The organism is Pedobacter aquae, assembly GCF_008195825.1.
In the GTDB taxonomy this organism is placed as follows: domain Bacteria; phylum Bacteroidota; class Bacteroidia; order Sphingobacteriales; family Sphingobacteriaceae; genus Pseudopedobacter; species Pseudopedobacter aquae.
The window spans coordinates 3767114-3787157 of record NZ_CP043329.1; the positions used below are offsets into that span (position 1 = coordinate 3767114).

General features: G+C 36.2%; 16 protein-coding genes and 1 tRNA gene. 10 read left to right on the forward strand and 7 right to left on the reverse strand.

All coding sequences use genetic code 11. The features are described 5' to 3' along the window. Positions 1–5: 5 nt before the first annotated feature. The 6 genes from FYC62_RS16585 to FYC62_RS16610 all read left to right on the forward strand — a co-directional run bounded on the left by FYC62_RS16585 (position 6) and on the right by FYC62_RS16610 (position 8876). Complete coding sequence (locus FYC62_RS16585; RefSeq protein WP_149075750.1) at positions 6–1715, forward strand: RagB/SusD family nutrient uptake outer membrane protein; 1710 nt, start codon at positions 6–8, stop codon at positions 1713–1715. A gap of 23 nt (positions 1716–1738) precedes the next feature. Continuing rightward, positions 1739–3136: a DUF4960 domain-containing protein gene (locus FYC62_RS16590; protein WP_149075751.1), complete on the forward strand. Its 1398-nt coding sequence runs from the start codon at positions 1739–1741 to the stop codon at positions 3134–3136. A 64-nt stretch (positions 3137–3200) separates the two neighbouring features. Further along, positions 3201–4745, forward strand: a complete 1545-nt coding sequence (locus FYC62_RS16595) for a glycoside hydrolase family 32 protein (RefSeq protein ID WP_149075752.1) — start codon at positions 3201–3203, stop codon at positions 4743–4745. A gap of 5 nt (positions 4746–4750) precedes the next feature. Next, complete coding sequence (locus tag FYC62_RS16600) at positions 4751–6721, forward strand: glycoside hydrolase family 32 protein (protein WP_149075753.1); 1971 nt, start codon at positions 4751–4753, stop codon at positions 6719–6721. 73 nt (positions 6722–6794) lie between these two features. Then, entirely contained in the window at positions 6795–8321 is a 1527-nt protein-coding gene (locus FYC62_RS16605; RefSeq protein WP_149075754.1) for a glycoside hydrolase family 32 protein, read from the forward strand. A gap of 66 nt (positions 8322–8387) precedes the next feature. After that, entirely contained in the window at positions 8388–8876 is a 489-nt protein-coding gene (locus FYC62_RS16610; RefSeq protein ID WP_149075755.1) for a TlpA family protein disulfide reductase, read from the forward strand. A 31-nt stretch (positions 8877–8907) separates the two neighbouring features. On the opposite strand, the gene FYC62_RS16615 is transcribed toward FYC62_RS16610, so the two are convergent. The 3 genes from FYC62_RS16615 to FYC62_RS16625 form a co-directional block, all read right to left on the reverse strand. Then, positions 8908–11787, reverse strand: coding sequence for a class I SAM-dependent DNA methyltransferase (locus FYC62_RS16615; protein ID WP_149075756.1), 2880 nt, complete (start codon positions 11785–11787; stop codon positions 8908–8910). 152 nt (positions 11788–11939) lie between these two features. Continuing rightward, positions 11940–12026: transfer RNA gene (locus FYC62_RS16620), tRNA-Ser, on the reverse strand. A 1-nt stretch (position 12027) separates the two neighbouring features. Continuing rightward, entirely contained in the window at positions 12028–12393 is a 366-nt protein-coding gene (locus FYC62_RS16625) for a GIY-YIG nuclease family protein (protein ID WP_240534768.1), read from the reverse strand. A gap of 115 nt (positions 12394–12508) precedes the next feature. Between FYC62_RS16625 and FYC62_RS16630 the strand changes: the two genes are divergently transcribed. The 4 genes from FYC62_RS16630 (at position 12509) to araA (ending at position 17382) form a co-directional block, all read left to right on the forward strand. Beyond that, the gene (locus FYC62_RS16630; protein WP_149075757.1) at positions 12509–13156 is read left to right on the forward strand and encodes an HAD family hydrolase; all 648 of its coding nucleotides are present in this window, start codon (positions 12509–12511) and stop codon (positions 13154–13156) included. Between the two features lie 116 nt (positions 13157–13272). Beyond that, positions 13273–14940: a ribulokinase gene (locus FYC62_RS16635; protein WP_149075758.1), complete on the forward strand. Its 1668-nt coding sequence runs from the start codon at positions 13273–13275 to the stop codon at positions 14938–14940. Positions 14941–14966: 26 nt separating this feature from the next. After that, positions 14967–15665 carry an L-ribulose-5-phosphate 4-epimerase gene (locus tag FYC62_RS16640; protein WP_149075759.1) on the forward strand — a complete coding sequence of 233 codons (699 nt, stop codon included), beginning with the start codon at positions 14967–14969 and terminating at the stop codon, positions 15663–15665. A 226-nt stretch (positions 15666–15891) separates the two neighbouring features. Beyond that, a complete protein-coding gene (araA, locus tag FYC62_RS16645; RefSeq protein ID WP_149075760.1) occupies positions 15892–17382 on the forward strand; it encodes an L-arabinose isomerase in 1491 nt (496 codons plus the stop codon). A gap of 65 nt (positions 17383–17447) precedes the next feature. On the opposite strand, the gene FYC62_RS17360 is transcribed toward araA, so the two are convergent. The 4 genes from FYC62_RS17360 to FYC62_RS16660 are packed head-to-tail and all read right to left on the reverse strand — an operon-like array spanning position 17448 to position 19946. Then, entirely contained in the window at positions 17448–17984 is a 537-nt protein-coding gene (locus FYC62_RS17360) for a class I SAM-dependent methyltransferase (protein WP_205943740.1), read from the reverse strand. Beyond that, positions 17903–18505, reverse strand: coding sequence for a methyltransferase domain-containing protein (locus tag FYC62_RS17365; protein ID WP_205943741.1), 603 nt, complete (start codon positions 18503–18505; stop codon positions 17903–17905). Before FYC62_RS17365 ends, FYC62_RS17360 begins: the two co-directional genes overlap by 82 nt. Before the next feature lie 32 nt (positions 18506–18537). After that, positions 18538–19608 (reverse strand): arsenosugar biosynthesis radical SAM (seleno)protein ArsS, encoded by a 1071-nt coding sequence (gene arsS / locus FYC62_RS16655; protein WP_149075761.1) that lies wholly within the window; start codon positions 19606–19608, stop codon positions 18538–18540. A gap of 2 nt (positions 19609–19610) precedes the next feature. Then, positions 19611–19946 (reverse strand): arsenosugar biosynthesis-associated peroxidase-like protein, encoded by a 336-nt coding sequence (locus FYC62_RS16660; protein WP_039448244.1) that lies wholly within the window; start codon positions 19944–19946, stop codon positions 19611–19613. Between the last annotated feature and the right edge of the window lie 98 nt (positions 19947–20044).

A 20044-nucleotide genomic window follows, 5' to 3' on the forward strand; every position in this document is an offset into this window, starting at 1 on the left:
AAATCATGAAATTTTTTAGCAAAAAATATATATACATGGTGTTCATTGGCACCACCATAACACTTGGGGCTTGTAATAAGGCACTTGATGTGGGCCCAAAAGGATCTTTAAATGAAGAGCAAGTAGCAACGCCTGAACGGGCAGATGGTTTTGTTATTGCCGCTTATTCTCAATTAGGAAATGATGAAATTAACAGAGCGTTTAGTATGTACCAGTATGGTGATATTAGATCTGATGATGCTTACAAAGGAGGAGGTGGCATAAATGATGGCGATGTGTTTCATAGAATGGAAACTTTTGTATCATCACGCCCAGACCAATGGAATTATGATGCGATTTGGTTTAATATTTATGTAGGAATCAGAAGAGCTAACGAAGGCCTTCGTATCTTAAATAAATTTAATAAAGACGAGTTTCCTCTTTTAGAAACCCGTAAAGCAGAACTACGTTTTTTACGCGGTTATTGGTACCTAATGCTAGAAAATTTATTCAAAAATATCCCATATATTGATGAAACTGTAGCGCCAGAAGATTACCAAGCGATTGGAAACGATGTATTTACTAGAGATCAGATTTTAGAAAAAATCGCATTAGATTTTGAGTTTGCAGCTAATACATTACCTGCCGAGCAACCGCAAATAGGAAGAGCAAATAAGTATGCAGCTTATGCGTTTCTTGCAAAAACAAGGTTGTTTCAAGCTTATAAACAAGATGCAGCTCACCAAGTAACCAATGTTGATTTAGCTATTTTGGAAAAAGTAGTAAAAGCAGCTGATGAGGCTTTAAATTCTAGTTACAAACTTGAACCAGATTTCGCCAATAATTTTTTGCCTGGTAGCTTTGAAAATGGCAGAGAAGCATTTATGTCTGTTCAGTTTTCTCTTAATGATGGCGCAGGATTAGGACGTGTAAATTTTGGCGATATGTTAACAGTACCACAAGGTATTGGATGTTGCGATTTTAAGAAGCCATCACAGTCGCTTGTGAATTCATTTAAAACAAATGGAGGCGTTCCTCTATTTGATATTTACAATAATCAGGATGTAAACTTTAATAGCAATACCGTTGATCCTAGACTTGACCATACCATATCAAGACCAGATGCACCTTGGAAGTATGAGCCTACCCGTGTAGTTACAGAAAGCTGGGCAAGAAACCCTGCCTTATATGGTTATTACAATTCTATGAAAGAGAATGTTTCTCCTGATTGTGATTGCTTTATTAACCTTGCTCCTTTTTTCGGGAATTCAAAAACCAGAATACTTATTAGGGTAGCAGATGTAATATTGTTTAAAGCAGAGGCTCTTATAGAATTAGGTAGACAAAATGAAGCACTCCCGTTAATTAATCAGATTAGAACAAGGGCGGCAAGCAGTGTTTCTAAATTACGCAAAGCTAACGGGCAACTAACTTCACTTTATGCAGTTTCTAATTATGTTCCCGGGGTAAATGTTGTATGGAATCAGTTAAATGCAAGAAAGGCACTTAGATTTGAACGCCGTTTAGAGATGGCCTTAGAAGGAGGAAGATTTTTCGACTTGATAAGATGGGGTGTAGCAGAACAAGAAATGAACGCATTTTTTCAGAAAGAAAAAGTTAACCGTTCAATTTACCAAAGTGCACAGTTTACCAAAGGGCGTGATGAGTATCTTCCGATTCCTCAAAATCAAATCTTCTTTAGTAAAAACCTATACAAGCAAAATCCTAAATATTAATCATCAATTAAAAATTAAATGAAATGAGCAAGTATAAACAACTTTTAAAAAGTGTCGGTTTTTCCATACTATGTTTTGCAATATTGGCTGGTTGTAAAAAAGATAATAATCCCGATCTTGATCTAACAGGTAATGTAACCCTATCTAATTTTACTATAAATGGTACAGTTGCCGATATTGACCAGAAAACAAACAAGATTAATGTAGTTGTACCTTTCGGTGCAGATATAACCTCGCTTGTACCCAATATAGATTTACCCGAAGGTGCCGTAGTTAGTCCAGCACCCGGAACCCCAATTAATTTTAATGGTTTAGTTAAATTTAGGGTTACAAATAAAAATAAATTTAGAGAATATCTAGCAGAAGTAAAGGTAGCATCGCCGTTTGTATCTTTTAAAATCAATGGTACTGCTGGTGTTATTAATGATGAAGAGAAAACCATTACTGTTATTTTACAAGAAGGTACCGTATTAAACAACCTCTCACCAGAAATTGTGATGGCATCTGGTGTTAGTATTTCGCCTGGTTCTAGAACTCCAAGAAACTTCACAAACGAGGTAAAATATATTGTAACTAAAGGAAGTAAAAATGTTGAATACAGCGCAAGGGTAATTATTGATTCAGAAAATGAATATGCTTTTATTGGTGTTGCAACTTCTAGAAGTGCAATTACCAATGCTGACGAAAAAGCTGCTGCAGATTGGTTTTTCTCAACTTATCCGGCATCAGATTACGTGTCATTCCAAAGTATAGCCAACGGTCGTATTATGACTGGTTACAAGGTAATGTGGTGGCATTATGATACAACACAAAGCCTTCCAAATGCAGCAATAGCACCTGCTGTAATTGAAGCTTTAAAGCTTTACAGAGCCTCGGGTGGTAATTTACTACTTACAGGATTTGCTGGCAGGTATGTTGAAGCGCTTAACGTTGTGCCTGCGGGACGTGGGCCAAATAATGTATTTGGTGATATGGATGTAGATCCAAACGATGCGAATGGTTTTGTTGAAACAAATAATGATTGGGGAATATCTTTTAGAGGAAGAGAGAACCATCCGATATTTAGTGGCTTAGAAACCTATGAACCAGGGAAAGCAAATTTGCTACAAAAGGGAACATATAGAACTAACCATACCGCTTGGTGGTTTCTTCCTGATTGGGGCGGCTATGTAAATGCAGCAGGTTGGCGAGAAGCTACAGGTGGTATAAATTTAGCATCTGAGAGCTGGGATAACGAACTTAACGGCAGAGTGGGTATTGCCGAGTGGCAAACGAATGGAAATGCAAATGTTGTAATCATTACATTTGGAGCTTATGATTGGTTTACCGAAACAAAAAAAGGAGGAAGCCCAACTAATGGTTTCTTAAAAAATATCAAAACTCTTACCAAAAATTCTATTGATTATTTAAAGAATTTTTAATGCTTTTATACTGTTACTGCATTTAAGTGCAGTAACAGTTTTTTATTTTAAAATAAACTGTAAGATGATGAAGAAAGTAAAGTTGACCATGATTTTAACTGGTATTGCTCTATTAACAAGCTGTGCTAAACAAAAAGAATCAGCTCCGGTGATAACTAACCCAGTGGTAGCAGATGAAGTTACAATTTTCCCAAAACCAACCCCCGCAAAATCAAGTACTGAAACTGGTTATGTAGGGTGGATAGGAGACGTAATGCCTTACTACTTCAACAATCAGTTTGAGATATTTTTCTTACATGATGCAACAGATCAGGTAAAGCAATTGAGTAAAGGCCAGCATCCAATCCATAGGTTTACAACAAAAGACTTTTTGAAATTCAATTACGAAGGCGAGGCTATTGCCTACAGTACCGCTGACCAGCAAGACCAACTAATTGGCACTGGTTCAATTGTGAAACACAATCAACTTTATTACTGTTATTATACTGGTCATAATGGAAGCGTTAACTGGATTTCATCAAACCCTAGAGAAGCAGTAATGTATGCTACCAGCACAGACCTTAAGACTTGGACAAAAAAAAATACATTTAAGCTTGTTGCGCCAATAGGCTATAGCAGTTTCGATTTCCGAGATCCATCTGTATTTTACAATGAAGAATTTAAAGAATATTGGATGATGGTAAGTACCCAAAAATCTAATAAAGCGGTAATATTGGTATTTACTACTAAAGATTTGGCTTCAGATAACTGGGCTATTAGAGGAACACTTCCGATTGATAATGATAATTATTTGATGATGGAGTGTGCTGAGATTTTTAAATCTGGCAGCAAGTACTATTTGCTATTTGCTGAAAACTGGAGTGCAACTCCCGGAACAAGATATAGGGTAGCAAACTCTACCGAAGGCCCGTGGACAATGCCAGTAGCAGGTAATGATATGTTTGATGGTCATCAATTTTACGCCGGACGCTCCGTATCAAATGGGACTCAAATATACACTATGGGATGGGCTCATCGCCGTAATCCTGAAACCAACACAGGAACTTTGACTTGGGGAGGAAACTTAGTTACTCATGAATTATATACACTATCAAATGGAAATCTTGCGGTTAAATTACCTGCTTCTGTATTGAACTATTTTAATAGCGAAACGGATGCGGTAGTAAAAAACAAAAGTGGAAATGCAGTGCATACTGGAACTGATTTCATGTTTAATGGAACAGGTTCTATAATGAGGTTTAATGCGTTGAATAAAACGACCATGATCAAAGGGAGTATTAAGCTTGCAGAGCTCAATGGATCTTTAATTTTTGGTTTAAATGCAAAAGACGACAATACTGGAAGTTATACGATCAAAATAGAACCACAAAAGAACCGTATAGCAGGATATAATAATAACTTGGAAATTACCCGAGTATCTTTTAAGTTCACTGCAAACACAGTGTATAATTTCAAATTGGTAATGGAAAAATCAGTTGCGATTTTATACATCAATGATGAAGTAGCACTTACCAATCGGGTATATAACTTAAATAATAATCTTTGGACAATTTCTGCAGAAGGTATCAACGCAACTGTTAGAAACATAAAAATAGCAACTCATAAATAATTATTATGAAAACAATCGTTTTTAGTGTTCTAGTTATGTTCTTTTTCCTTGCATTTAATGCCTTAGCACAGGACACAACATCTTACGTTTCACAGAAGTACAGACCTTTATATCATTTTAGCCCAGCAAAAGGATGGATTGGAGATCCGGATGGACTAGTATATAAAAACGGATATTTTCACTTATACTGGTGGGGTCATGCCATTTCAAAGGATCTTGTACATTGGTCAGAACAGCCAAGACCAATGAAACAGAATAAGAATTTTTCATTCTTTAGTGGTTCTGTGGTTGTTGATAACAATAATACATCCGGCTTTGGAAAGGAAAGTTTCATCGCGGTTTTTACGAGACATTTTAGAGGAGATTCACTACCTGAAACACAAATTCTTGCTGTAAGTCAGGATTCAGGAAAATCCTACAGTCTTTTTGAAGGAAATCCGGTTTTAGATGTAAATAAAGTATATTTTAGAGACCCACAAGTTTTTTGGCATGAGCCGTCATCTTCCTGGAAAATGGTGGTGGCCGTACCAGATATTCAGCAAATACAGATTTTTGAATCTAAAGACCTTAAAAATTGGAAATTTTGTAGTTCTTTCGAAGGGCTGGGTGCGCAAAATTCTTTTTGGGAGTGCCCAGATCTTTTCGAAGTACCTGTTGCTGGCTCTACAATAAAAAAATGGGCAATGATTATCGGGAGAGGACCGAATAGGGTGCAGTATTTCATTGGAGAGTTTGACGGAAAAAAATTCACAGCCGATACTGATTTTACAGATTACCTCCGCTTTGGAAAAGGTATAGATGGGGAGGTTTTTGATGATTTTGAATCTGGAACAAAAGAATGGGTGGTTAAAAACTCAGCTTTTTTCGGACTTAGTCCTCGCCATATTAGTGGTTATTTGGGGAATAGTTTTGTAGGCACCGCAACAGATAAGCATTCCACTGGCATTATGAAATCTAAAACTTTCAAAATTAATCATAACGCGATAAATTTTTTAATTGCTGGCGGATTGCATCCAGATACCACTTGTATTAAACTAGTAGTTGATGGTAAAACTGTTAGGATGACTTCTGGCGATAACACCAATGTTTTCAAATGGCATGGATGGGACGTCCGAGATTTAAAAGGGAAAAACGCTTTTATAGAAATAGTTGACCGTGACACCACAAGCAAGCTCGGGTTTATCGCAGTTGATCACATTTTGTTTAGCGATAAATTGTACGACCAAGGTTTAGAACATGCTTTATGGCTGGATTACGGACCAGACTATTACGCCACAAGAACTTGGCGAAATTATGATAATAACCGTTCTTTCCGAGATACTGTATTTAGTATTGGTTGGATGGGAAATTGGGATTATGCTAATAAAGTTCCTACAACTTGGGGAAAAGGGTTTGAATCTCTACCTCGGACTTTAACGTTAAAGAAGAGTGATTACGGCTACAGGCTAATTCAGATGCCGGTTACTGCATTAAACCAGTTACGTAGTAATTTGTTTAGCGGAAGTGCCATAAAGCTTAAAAAAAATCAAAACTGGAAAAAGGTTAAGCCAAAGCGAAATTCTTACGAAATTGATCTTGAGGTAAATCCAGGTAACGATATCTTCGGGATAAACCTGCTGGTAGGAGATGGTCGAAAGCTGGTGCTTAGTTACGATCCTTCAATCGCTGTGTTGACGCTTGATAGATCAAATTGCACCGATTACTTATCAGATAAGGAATTTACCAAGTTATTTGCAAAAAAGATACAATCTCCTTTAAATATGCATAATGAAAAATTAAGGATGAGGATATTTGTAGATCAATCATCCATTGAGATATTCAATAACGACGGAGAATCTGTGATTAGCGCAGTAACTTTTCCCGCAACAGACCAAACAGGAGTTGAATTTTTTACAGAGGGCAATGATGCTATTTTGAATACACTAAATGTTTGGAACCTCAACACTATTTGGAAGGGTAGTGTGACTAGTAAATAGACTTAAGAATATTAAGCGTTTAAATCAACGAACTTTACAGTTCTAGTAATCATTTTTAAAAACCATAAAAGCTATGAAAGAAAATATTAAGTACCTGATTTTTTGTTTTCTAATTTCTGCATGTTCTGTAAAGAAAAGTGCATCAGAAAATACAACCACTTATAAAGAAGCATATCGCCCACAGTTTCATTTTACACCCAAATCTAGTTGGATGAATGATCCAAATGGGTTAATTTATCTTAATGGCAATTATCATATGTTCTTTCAGCACAATCCTGATAGTACAGTTTGGGGGCCTATGCATTGGGGGCATGCAATAAGTAAAGATTTGATTCATTGGGATGAGCAACCAATTGCATTATTTCCAGATAGTTTGGGTTGGATATTTTCTGGAAGTGCCGTATATGACGAAAATAACACATCCGGATTGGGTAAAGAAGGTAAAATGCCCTTAGTCGCAATTTTTACCCATCACAATCGAAAGTTAGAAAGCGAAGGTCGTAAAGATTATCAGTACCAAAGTTTAGCATATAGTTTAGATGAAGGGAAAAGCTGGGAAAAGTACGAAGGAAATCCAGTATTAAAAAACCCTGGAATAGTGGATTTTAGAGACCCGAAAGTACGTTGGAACGTTGAAGTGAAAAAATGGATAATGACCCTTGCTACAAAAGATAGAATTACATTTTACTCTTCGCCGAATTTAATTGATTGGACTAAAGAAAGTGAATTTGGAGAAAAGGTAGGCGCTCACGGAGGTGTTTGGGAATGTCCTGACTTGTTTCCAATGAAGGTTGATGGAAAAGAAGTGTGGGTTTTATTGGTAAGTATTAATCCGGGTGCTCCAAACGGCGGGTCTGGTACGCAATATTTTATTGGGGACTTTGATGGTAAGAGTTTTAAACCTTTCAATACCAAAACAAAATGGATTGATTATGGAACAGACGATTATGCAGGTGTAACTTTCTCAAATACCGATCGACTGATTTTCTTGGGATGGATGAGTAATTGGCAATATGCAGAAAAAGTACCCACAGAAAAATGGAGAAGCGCCATGACTTTGCCTCGAGAATTAAGCTTAGAAATTGTTGATGATGAGTTTTTATTGGTTAACAAGCCTGTTAAAGAGTTAAAGAAGATTATTGGTAAAAGTAAGTCTAGCAAGAATATTCAAATAACAGACGCTTTAGATTTATCAGCAGATATTGCCCAGGCTGAAGGGAAATTCCAACTCAAGTTTAATTCGGCTACTATTCAAGATTATAAAATTGTATTATCTAATGACAACAATGAAGAATTAATTATTGGATACAATAAAAAAGACAACCAATATTTTATTGATAGGCAAAATGCAAGAAAGGAAATCTTCGAAAAAGGATTTGGAGCGGTGCATACAGCGCCACGTTTGTCGCGTTCAACTTCAACAGATATAGAGCTTCTATTTGACGCTGCATCGGTAGAATTTTTTGCTGATGGAGGCCTTACTGCCATGACAGATATCTTTTTCCCAACGCAGCCTTTTAATAAATTACAAATTAAGTCTAAAGAAGGAATGTTATTAAGAACCTTAGAGATAGCAAGTGTCCAAAGTATTTGGAATTAAGTGTAAGTTAGAGTGTTTATTCTCCCTGACTAAACAGTGTTTGTCAGGGAGTTTTTATTTTATAGTATGAAATTTTTTTGGAGCATCATTTTAAGTGTTTTCTTAAGTATTGGTATGCTAAACGCACAAGAGCCAGTACGCACAATACCATCTTTTAAGTTCTTCCAATTAAGTGGAACTTCTTTAACCGATAAGAATATCCCTCTGGGGAAACTTTCCATTTTTAGCTTTTTTGATATTACCTGTTCGCACTGCCAAGAAACCATGCAGCTTTTAGCTAAAGAGCACCCAAACTTGTCTCATGTTAACCTATACCTAGTAACCATGGATAGGAAAGATGGTATACTAAAATTCATGAACGTTTTTGGTGCTAATCTTCTAAACAAAAAGAATGTAACTATACTACAAGATCTTAATCAAGAGTTTATCGCTAAGTTTTATCCCAGAAAATACCCTTCTGTTTTTCTGTTCGATAAAAATAAAAAGCTTCTAATGTACCAAGATGAAGAGGCTAAAATCATCAATCTTATTGCTAAGGCTAAGGCCTATAAATAAGTATAAGTAGTATTAAAGCGCTTTTAAAACATTAAGCTGTTTTCTTTACTCTTTTAGGTTTCTCTTTAGTAAATAAATCTGCGGTGTATTTCTCGTACAATTCAAATAGAAATTCCATGCGTTTGGCTTCGCTTAAAAAGGGCTGCGGGCGGTACGCCAAATCAACTGCTTTATCTAACTCGTTATGCGCTTTTACTAAAGCTGGAGGCATAGTTAATGGGTTGTATAAATTTGCTAAAGAACTGTTAGGAAATTCTGCTCTTACATCTAAAACCTTTTGTGCTTTTTCTTCTATTTGTTGAATTTGTTTTTCACTTGGATTTTCTGGCCAAGGATAATTATTATAAACAATATCTTTTGAATACCTGTAATCACTTTTTAATCTACCACAAGTTGTTTTGACCCAAGCCATATGCATTAAAGACATCAATATTCCAAAGTGATACAAGTTTCCATCTGGTAATATATGACAGCTATTATGTGGTATATTATCTTTTTTAAAGAATGCAAATGGAATATATTTTCTATTTTCCGATGTTGTGCTGGGTATTAAAATATAACTTTCGGGATTTCTTATATCTCGAAATTGAGTTGGTTTGAGGGCTAATTTTCTTGCTCCCTCATCAATACTATTCTCTCGTATTTTTTTTACATTCTTAATTCTATCTAAAACATAAGGCATTTGTTTTATTTCTTCTGGCGAAGCATCAACTAACCAAATACACCATCTTTTTTCACCATTAAGAAATTCTTTAGCGCTAATTAATGGTTTAATAAACTTTGATGCTTTTGGTTCCAGTGTTAGAAATGCACCTAAATCTTTATCGGAAATTATGAGATTACCTCCATCAACTGGTTTATTCCCCCATGCAATTTTCGGAACATCACATATAGTTTTTTCATTTAATGATAATGTGAAATCTTTTCCCTCTACTAAATAAGGATTGATATTTTTAACTCTGATTTCATGAGGCTCACCCTTTATATTCTCATATTCAAATATTCTTTTATTATTGGTATCAAAGTTTGCAAAGCCAATGATAACACAATGTACAGCTGCATTTCCTCTCGCTTCATTATTCCAACTGAATGTTCTATGTGCAAAATGTATTTTAATATTGTATTTACGGAATAGTAGTTCCCAAAGTATTCCTACTTGTTCTCCTTGAGATATAGAATTTGTAGAAACAAAAGCTACCTTGGTTTTGGTGTTTTGTATAAACTGTGCCGCTTTTAAATACCAAGCGCAAACATAATCTAAAACTCCAGCACCATTTACACCATTAAAAAGAATAGACATTTCTGCTTTTTGGTTAACATTCTGATTACTCTTCCCTAAAAATGGAGGGTTTCCTAATATAAAATCAAAGCTGCTATCCTCATTGCCTTTTATACTGCTTAATTTATGTTCTTGAGACTTATTTGTGAGGATGTTTACCGTATTATATTCGTGTATAGGCTCTTCTAGTATAAAAATATTAGTCTGTTCAGCAATAACATTAATATGGTCTAGAGGAAAAAGCAAACTATGCCAATTAGTGGTTAATGCATTACCATGTACAATTTTTGCAGCTTTCTCCAATGGCAATCTCGCAAAATACTCCCCAAACTCATTGCTTATCAGCATATTCATTTGGTGGTCCATCAGCCACATGGCAACTTCGGCAATACGGGCAGGGAATTCTTCGTATTCTATGCCGTACATCATATCTACATTTAACCAAATAATTGATGCTATACTTGTAGCTAGTTGGTTTTTGTATTGCTCTCTTAAAATTTCTATTTCTAACAGGCGTAACTCTCTATAAGTAATCACTAAAAAATTACCACAACCACAAGCAGGGTCTAAAAATTTAAGCTGGCTTATCTTTTTATGAAACTCTTGTAGCTTAGGCCTATTCTTTTTTACAGCTTCAAACTCTGCGTATAAATCGTCTAGAAAGAGTGGTTTTATCAGCTTAAGGATATTCTTTTCGCTGGTATAATGTGCGCCTAAGTTTCTGCGTTCTTGCGGATTCATCACACTTTGAAACATAGAGCCAAATATGGCTGGCGAAATCTTACTCCAATCTATATAACAACATTCTAGTAAGCTATTACGCATAGCACTGTCAAAACTTGCAGAGGGTAGTATTTCTTCAAACAGTTTACCGTTTACATAAGGGAAAGCATTTAGCTGTTCATCAAGATTTTTAAAGCGGTTGGCATGTGGTGTATTTAAAACCTGAAAGAGTTCTTGAATTTTGGCTGCTAAATCGCTTCCATCTTCATTAGTTCTATCCTCTATAAAGTGTTGGAACTGGTGTTTATCAAAAATGGTGGTATCTTCTGCAAACAAGCAAAATAATATCCTAACCAAATAAACCTCTAGCGGGTGCCCAGTATAACCAATTTCCTCTAACCTATCATGCAGCTTACCCATTAATTCGGCTGCTTTAATATTTACAGGGTCTTGCTCTTTATAAATACGTTTTTGGTAACCTGCTATAAATCCAAAATGCTGTACATAGTTTACAAGTTCATTAAGTTTAAATTCTAGCGTTTTATTTTCTTCGGTATCAAATAACCTAAAATTCTCAAAGTCTGATACTAAAATGTATTTAGGTAATTCATGCTCTTTTAAGCCATGTATATAATCTTTTGCTTGTATAAATGCTTTATCTAAGTTTTTGCCCTTAGATTTCATTTCTATTAAGATGGTACCTTTCCAAAGCAAATCTATATAACCATCCGCATCATTTAGTTTTTTAACCCGATGCTCAAAAGTTCCTACTCTTTTACGAGTAATGCCAAATACATTAAAAAATGCTTCAATAAAAGATTTTGCCTCGGCTTCTTCATTAAATGTATCAGCCCATTCTTTAGAGAATAGAACGGCTCTTTCTTTAATTTCATTCCAGCTTAATGCCATGGTAGATAAGAATATTTTATTTCGAGAAAGATAAGAAATCTGTTAAAATTATAAATCTAATTTTAAAGATAATTATTTGGTCTCTTTTACTATCCTCTGTAATAAAAAATCCTTGCAAATTTATCATCTACAAGGATTTATAAGATATTTTGCGGAGAAAGAGGGATTCGAACCCTCGGTACCGTTGCCAGTACACCAGCTTTCCAAGCTGGCTCATTCGACCACTCTGACATCTCTCCGTTAAATAATACCATTTTGTTTAAGGTAATGGTAACCTTCAATTGATTTGTAAAACATTTCTCTTTTAAATGCTTCACTTCTTGTGTTATGCACTTCAAAAAAGTGTAACTCTAAAGGTCTTCTATTTTTTGTAGACTTAACATCTCCTTTATTATGCTTGATTAACCTATTACTCAAATTTATAGTACTTCCATAATAGTACCGGTTATCTTTAAAGCTCTTAAGAATATAACTATAAAACACTTTAATTATAAATTTATTCGAACCCTCGGTACCGTTGCTCCTAAGGAGCCCTGCGGGCCAGTACACAAGCTTTCTCCAAAGGAGTCCTTCGGACCAAGCTGGCTCATTCGACCACTCTGACATCTCTCCGGTTTCCCCTTTCGGGGGATGCAAAACTAACTAATTCTTTCAATTTTACAGAACAATATCTCCTAATTTAAACGTTAAGCTTAAATTAGCTTTCTAAAATTTTCAAGATATGGATTATCAGGCTTATTTATTCGATTTAAACGGAACCATTATAGATGATATGCAGTTTCATGCCAGAGCATGGTATGATATTTTAAGTAACGATTTAAAATCAGATATCACTTTTGACGAGACCGTTTTACAGATGTACGGCAAAAACCAGGAATTGCTAGAGCGTGTTTTTGGTAAAGGTTATTTCACTCAAGAACAAATTGATAAGCTTTCTATGGAAAAAGAACAGCGTTACCAAGCCGAGTATAAAGCCCACATGAAACTTATTGATGGTTTAGGCGATTATTTAGAAAATGCTAAATCCAAAGGTATAAAAATGGCTATAGGCTCGGCCGCTATTCCATTTAATATTGATTTTATTTTGGATAACCTACACATCCGCGAATATTTCCCTGTTATTGTAAGTGCAAATGATGTTGCATTAAGTAAACCACACCCAGAAACATTTTTAAAAGGAGCAGAGCTTCTAGGGGTAGCCCCAAGCGCCTGCGTAGTTTTTGAAGATGCACCAAAAGGAGTAGAAGCAGCACAAAATGCCAATATGAAAAGTGTTGTACTCACCACCCTACATGAACCTGCTGATTTTAACGCTTACAGTAACATTTTAACTTTTACAGCTAACTATCAAAACCTAAATATTTTTTAAAAAATTAATTTTTCAATCATGAGCAATCTTTTATAAAAATAAATAAATGTTATATTTACACTTAATAAAATAAATTGTATTTTGCAGCGCAATTATAAATCTCAAATTCTTTAATAATGAGTCAAGGTAAATATGTTATAGGGGTAGATTACGGGACAGATTCTGTACGTTCTGTATTGGTAGATGCCTCAAATGGTGCAATTGCTGCTACTTCGGTTTTTTATTATCCCCGTTGGAAAAAAGGATTATACTGTAACCCTGGTCAAAATCAATTTAGACAACACCCCTTAGATTATGTTGAAGGCTTAGAACAAACCATAAAAGCTTGTTTAGAGCAAGTAGGTGCAAACATAGCGCAACAAGTAAAAGCTATTTCTATAGATACAACAGGCTCTACCCCGGTAGCGGTTAATGAGCAAGGTGTACCTTTGGCTTTAACGCCAGAGTTTGCAGAAAACCCTCATGCTATGTTTATCCTATGGAAAGACCACACCGCATTAAAGGAAGCTGCCGAGATTAATAAACACGCAGAAAAGTTTGACGATAATTACCTAAAATACGTTGGCGGAATTTACTCTTCAGAATGGTTTTGGGCAAAAATATTAAGAACCCTCAGGGTTGATGAAAGCGTTAAAAAGGCTGCTTTTTCTTGGGTAGAGCATTGCGATTGGATTCCGTTTTTACTAACCGGGGCTCAGCATGTTTCAGAGTTAAAAAGAGGGGTTTGCGCTGCCGGTCATAAAGCCCTATGGGCGGAGGAGTTTAACGGTTTCCCTCCAGAAGATTTCTTTAACTCTTTAGATCCTCTTTTAAAAGGTCTAAGAGAAAGAGTTTCTCAGGAAGTTCTACCAGCTTCAGAAGCTGCGGGTACATTGAGTGCAGAGTGGGCGCAAAAACTAGGCTTAAATACCGATGTGAAAATAGGAATTGGTGCTTTTGATGCACACATGGGCGCTGTTGGTGGCCAAATAGAGCCTTACCATTTAAGTAAAGTAATGGGTACTTCTACCTGCGATATGTTGGTAGCACCTTCTGCAGAAATGACAGGTAAATTGGTTAAAGGTATTTGCGGACAAGTAAATGGTTCTATCATACCGGGTATGAGTGGTTTAGAAGCTGGTCAGTCTGCCTTTGGCGATGCTTATGCATGGTTCCAAAAAATGTTAAAATGGCCTCTTGAGCAAATTCTAGCCGATTCTAATGCTATTTCTGAGGAACAAAAGGAGAAATTAAGAGAAGAATATAACGAGCAAATCATCATTAAACTTAGTAAAGCAGCGGCAGCACTGCCGCTGGATGTAAAAGATGAATTAGCTATAGATTGGTTAAACGGAAGAAGAACGCCAGACGCTAATCAAGAATTAAAAGGTGCTTTTTGGGGTTTAGATTTAGGTACCGATGCACCTGCTATGTTTAAAGCCTTGGTTGAGGCTACTTGTTTTGGCGCAAAGAAAATTGTGGATCGTTTTATAGAGCAAGGCATCCCTGTTAAAGGTTTAATTGGTTTAGGTGGTGTGGCTAAAAAATCTGCTTATATTATGCAGGTGATGGCCGATGTGATGAATATGCCTATCAGGATTCATCAATCAGATCAAACTTGTGCTTTAGGTGCTGCTATGTTTGCCGCAACTGTAGCAGGTTTTTATCCAACTGTAGAAAATGCCATGGAAGCTATGGGACATGGTTTTAGTGATGAGTATTTCCCTAATCAAGAAAATGTTGCGCTTTACCAAGCTCGATACGAAAAATACAAAGCTATGGGAGCTTTTATAGAGAACAACTGATAACCTATAACTGTAAACTGAAAAAAATGAATAAATATAGAAAAATACAAGAAGAAGCTTATGCAGCTAATATGCGTTTACCAGAGTTAAATCTGGTGATTTTTACCTTCGGAAATGTAAGTGTTGCTGATAGAGATTTGGGTGTTTTTGCGATTAAGCCTAGCGGAGTAGATTATACCAAACTTCAGGTAGAGCAAATGGTAATTGTAGATTTTGATGGAAATACCGTTGCCGGAGATTTAAGACCTTCATCAGACACTAAAACGCATGCTGTTTTATATAAGCATTGGGATAATATCAATAGCGTGGTGCATACACACTCCACTTATGCCACGGCTTGGGCGCAATCTCAAAGAGATATTCCTATTTACGGTACTACACATGCAGATTATACCACTTGTGATATTCCTTGCGCTCCGCCAATGAGCGATGAAATGATAAAAGGTAATTACGAATATGAAACTGGCTTCCAAATCATCAATTGCTTAAAAGAAAGAGGTTTAAGTAATAGCGATGTAGAGATGATTTTAGTAGGTAACCATGCACCTTTTACTTGGGGTAAAACGGCTGATAAAGCAGTACATAATAGTGCTGTTTTAGAAGAAATAGCCCGTATGGCATATTTAACTGAGCAAATTAATCCGCAAGTGCCCAAATTAAAAGACGCTTTAATTAATAAGCATTACGATAGAAAACATGGCGAAGGCTCTTATTATGGGCAGTAATTAGACGCTAGATTTTAGATAATAGAAAATAGAGGTTATTAATCAATTTATAAACATTATACAAGCCTTGTAGGGAGTCTGTCTCAAGTCACCATTTCGTGTGTCAGGCTGAGCGGAGTCGAAGCCTTTTCTGAGTGAATATCAGAGAACATTTTGACTCTGTTCAATATGATAAATATAATTTTTGAGACATCCTCTTTAAGATAAGGCATAAAAAACATCAAAAATGATAGATTTAAAGAAATTTGAACTTTGGTTTATTACAGGTAGCCAAGATTTATATGGCGAAGAAACGCTAAAGCAAGTAGCACAGCATTCGCAAATTATTGCAGAATCATTAAACAAAGCAAGTGCTATCCCGGTAAGGGTAGTATTTAAGCCAACTGTAAAATCTCCTGATGAGATTTTTAACATCTGCCAACAGGCAAACGTAACTGATAATTGTATTGGTATTATTGCGTGGATGCATACTTTCTCGCCAGCTAAAATGTGGATTGGTGGTTTAAAAGTATTGCAAAAACCTATGCTACACTTGCATACGCAGTTTAATCGTGATATTCCTTGGGCTAACATAGATATGGATTTCATGAACCTTAACCAAAGCGCCCATGGCGATAGGGAGTTTGGTTTCATGGTATCGCGTATGCGTATTAACCGTAAGGTAGTAGTTGGCCATTGGGAAGATGAAAATGTCATCTCTCAAATTGGCGATTGGGCTCGTGTTGCAGCAGCTTGGAAAGACTCTAACCAAACTAAAGTTGCTCGTTTTGGCGATAATATGCGTTACGTAGCCGTTACAGATGGTGATAAAGTTGAGGCAGAAATTAAGTTTGGTTACCAAGTAAATGGTTATGGTATTGGCGATTTGGTAAAAGTTATTGATACCGTTTCTGATGCAGAGGTTGATAAATTAATCCAAGAATATGGCGATAGCTACCAATTGATGGAGAGCCTACTTAAAGGTGGTGCACAACATCAATCTTTAAGAGATGCCGCTAAAATAGAATTAGGTTTAGAGCGCTTTTTAACCGATGGTGGCTTTACCGCCTTTACAGATACTTTCGAAGATTTACATGGTATGAAACAATTGCCGGGTATTGCTTCTCAAAGGTTAATGGCCAAAGGTTTTGGTTTTGCTGGTGAGGGCGATTGGAAAACAGCAGCTTTGGTACGCACCATGAAAGTAATGGGTACTGGTTTAAAAGGTGGTAACTCTTTTATGGAAGATTATACTTACCATTTCGACCCAGCTAACCCTCAGGTTTTAGGCTCTCACATGTTAGAGATTTGTCCTTCTATTGCTGATGCTAAACCAAAATGCGAGATTCATCCATTAGGAATTGGTGGTAAGGCAGATCCTGTACGTTTGGTATTTAACTCGGCAGCAGGCCCTGCTATTAACGTTTCTGTTGTAGATATGGGTAATCGTTTTAGAATTTTGGTGAACGAGGTTGATGCTATAGCACCACAACATGATTTACCAAAATTACCTGTAGCAAGAGTTTTATGGAAACCACAGCCAGATATGTACACAGGTTGTGCTGCATGGATTTTAGCTGGAGGTGCACACCATACTTGCTATAGCCAAAACTTAACGGCAGCGCAAATCCAAAGTTTTGCAGAAATTGCTGATGTTGAGTTTGTTTTAATAGGTAAAGACACCAACTTATATCAATTCAAAAATGAATTGAGATGGAATGAGGTTTATTATAAATAGGTGATTATTTATTGTAAGAATCAGGCCTTGTAGTTTTGCTACAAGGCCTTTTCTATAAGGACTTTTTAACAACAAGAAACCCCTGGCGAGCTACTATCTAATGTTGTAGTAAAAGGGATATTACCACCGCAACCCTCAAATATTCCATAATGGGTATCCCAGGTTCCGTAAAAGTCAAAAGCATCCCGGTAACGGGTATCATGAAGCATTTTGTAGGTATTTCCGCACACACTTACCAGTTTGCCTTTAGGGAAATGGTGGTGATTATCTAAATCAAAAGCATGTGGAGCGCCTTCAACCGTACCTTTATAAGCAACGGCCTGTCCGTAATCTTCACAATCACTTTCTAAACCATCAATTTTGAATAAACGATAAGTTACAGAGTATACTTTTATCTCGCCCATTAAAGCCTCAATTTCTTCGTTATTTACCGCAATAGGCTTGTCTTCTACAACGCGTGGGTCTGTAAAACCTGCTTTTTTAGCAAAATTTAGAAAATCATTCCAGTAAAGAGCGCCACTTAAGCATTCTCCCCAAAGTATAGGGTTATTTTGTAAAGTTTTAGGGAAGCGTCTATCTGCATAAACGTCAGAAAAATACATTTCGCCACCTTTTTTAAGAGCTTATAAGCATCGTTAAGTACTTTTTGCTTATCTGTAGCCAGGTTTATCACACAGTTAGAAATAATTAAATCAAAGCTCTCAGGCTCAAATCCAAGCTTGTCTAATTGCTCTATATTTCCCTTAACAAAAGTTACATTAGATTTCTGGTAACCAAATTGTTCACGGTGGTATTCTAGATGTTTATTGGCAACTTCTAGTTGTTCTGGTGTCATATCCACACCCACAACTTGCCCTTCTTCGCCAACCAGTTGTGCAGCAATGTAGCAATCTCTACCACTTCCCGAACCTAAATCTAATATTTTGAGTCCTTTTAACTGATTAGGAATGGTTAATCCGCAACCGTAATATTTAATAACTACCTCATCATGAATAAGTTTTAAAGCTTCTTGTATGTGTTTAGGGGGTGGCGCCAATGTACAGCAGGCACTTGTTTTTAAATCAGAACTTTGCTGTAATTCTTTACCATAATAATGTTGTACTTCTTCGTGTATGTTAGACATTCTTATTTTTTGTTTGATATTTATACTAACCTTTAAGATGCAATTTCGCCTCCACAGCTACTTCCCGAGCCAGCGGTACAGCCATAGCAATGGTTATTTACAATAATATTTCTATTTAAAACCTCATCCATATCAAAATCATTGATATGTTTGGCTTTGCCGGTAAATTTTAAATCAAGCATTTGGTTAAAGTCACAATCGTACATATAACCTTCCCAGCTAATGCTGATGGTGTTTCTACACATCAAGCCGTTTAAAGTTGCTGGGTTAAAAGCATCTACCAGTTGATGCATGTAATCTAAATATTTGCCCGTTTCTAATAAATAATCTAAAAACCTACTGATAGGCAGATTGGTAATAGCATACAGATTATTAAAAACGATATCAAATTTACGTTTCAGCTGTCTTTTAAACTCGGCTTCTAACGTTGTTTGGTCGCCTGGTAAAAAAGCTCCTGAAGGATTATAAACTAAATCTATAACCAAACCAGCATCTTCTTTTCCATAGCCTACTTCATTCAGCATTTTTAAGGCAGCAATAGAATCTTCAAAAACCCCATCTCCACGTTGTGCATCAGTTCTTGAAGCAGAAAAATGAGGTAAAGAAGATACCACATGAACTTTATTGGTCGCAAAGAATTGAGGTAAATCAGCATATTTCTGATTAGCCATAATGATGGTGAGGTTGCATCTTACCATCACTTTAACCCCTAAGGCACTACAGTTTTCTACAAACCACCTAAAATGTGGGTTCATCTCTGGTGCGCCACCAGTAATGTCTACGGTCTTAAATCCGTATGTTTTAATAAGGTATAAACATCTTTCTAATGTCTCAAAAGACATGTTTTCTTCCTTACGGTCTGGTCCAGCATCTACATGGCAATGGGCACAAGTTTGGTTACATAATTTTCCTATGTTAAGCTGAAATATTTCTAGTTCACTAGGCTTAATAACAGGTACACCAGCTGTATTTATTTTATGGTTAAAATGCTCAAAACGACCATCTTCTATCTCTTTTTGTGAGAGCACTTTTAGTTGATAAAAATGATCACCAAGAGCGTTGCCTGATGCTTTAAGCGATTTTGAAATTTGTTTTACACCCATAATTACATGGTTTGTTCCTTAACATGATTCATCATTTGTACACCAAAAACCAGTGTAGCACCACCTTTTATGGCGGCCGCTACATGTACTGCTTCCATCATTTGTTCTTCATCTGCACCTTTTTGTAAGCAATCTGTAGAGTAAGCATCAATACAATAAGGACATTGTACGGCATGTGCAACAGCTAAAGCAATAAGAGATTTTTCTCTAGCCGTTAACGCACCTTCTTTAAAGACTTCTCCGTAATAATCGAAGAATTTTTTACCTAGCACTTCTTGGAAATCAGTAATGTTTCCAAATTTTTTTAAATCTTCCGGATTGAAATAGTTCTTAGCCATAATATTGTTTGTAGCTTTTTATGAGTTCTTGTTTGTATAGAAAGAAATTGCCCTCAAAGCAGCAATGCTTTTACAAAATAGAACCCTTTAAATAAGTT

Coding starts and splice junctions, on each gene's coding strand:
- FYC62_RS16605 (WP_149075754.1), top strand. CDS start 6,795: ATGAAAGAAAATATTAAGTACCTGATTTTTTGTTTTCTAATTTCTGCA.
- FYC62_RS17365 (WP_205943741.1), bottom strand. CDS start 18,505: ATGTCTAACATACACGAAGAAGTACAACATTATTATGGTAAAGAATTA.
- FYC62_RS17360 (WP_205943740.1), bottom strand. CDS start 17,984: ATGTATTTTTCTGACGTTTATGCAGATAGACGCTTCCCTAAAACTTTA.
- FYC62_RS16595 (WP_149075752.1), top strand. CDS start 3,201: ATGATGAAGAAAGTAAAGTTGACCATGATTTTAACTGGTATTGCTCTA.
- FYC62_RS16660 (WP_039448244.1), bottom strand. CDS start 19,946: ATGGCTAAGAACTATTTCAATCCGGAAGATTTAAAAAAATTTGGAAAC.
- araA (WP_149075760.1), top strand. CDS start 15,892: ATGATAGATTTAAAGAAATTTGAACTTTGGTTTATTACAGGTAGCCAA.
- FYC62_RS16600 (WP_149075753.1), top strand. CDS start 4,751: ATGAAAACAATCGTTTTTAGTGTTCTAGTTATGTTCTTTTTCCTTGCA.
- FYC62_RS16630 (WP_149075757.1), top strand. CDS start 12,509: ATGGATTATCAGGCTTATTTATTCGATTTAAACGGAACCATTATAGAT.
- FYC62_RS16590 (WP_149075751.1), top strand. CDS start 1,739: ATGAGCAAGTATAAACAACTTTTAAAAAGTGTCGGTTTTTCCATACTA.
- FYC62_RS16640 (WP_149075759.1), top strand. CDS start 14,967: ATGAATAAATATAGAAAAATACAAGAAGAAGCTTATGCAGCTAATATG.
- FYC62_RS16585 (WP_149075750.1), top strand. CDS start 6: ATGAAATTTTTTAGCAAAAAATATATATACATGGTGTTCATTGGCACC.
- FYC62_RS16635 (WP_149075758.1), top strand. CDS start 13,273: ATGAGTCAAGGTAAATATGTTATAGGGGTAGATTACGGGACAGATTCT.
- FYC62_RS16610 (WP_149075755.1), top strand. CDS start 8,388: ATGAAATTTTTTTGGAGCATCATTTTAAGTGTTTTCTTAAGTATTGGT.
- arsS (WP_149075761.1), bottom strand. CDS start 19,608: ATGGGTGTAAAACAAATTTCAAAATCGCTTAAAGCATCAGGCAACGCT.
- FYC62_RS16625 (WP_240534768.1), bottom strand. CDS start 12,393: ATGTCAGAGTGGTCGAATGAGCCAGCTTGGTCCGAAGGACTCCTTTGG.
- FYC62_RS16615 (WP_149075756.1), bottom strand. CDS start 11,787: ATGGCATTAAGCTGGAATGAAATTAAAGAAAGAGCCGTTCTATTCTCT.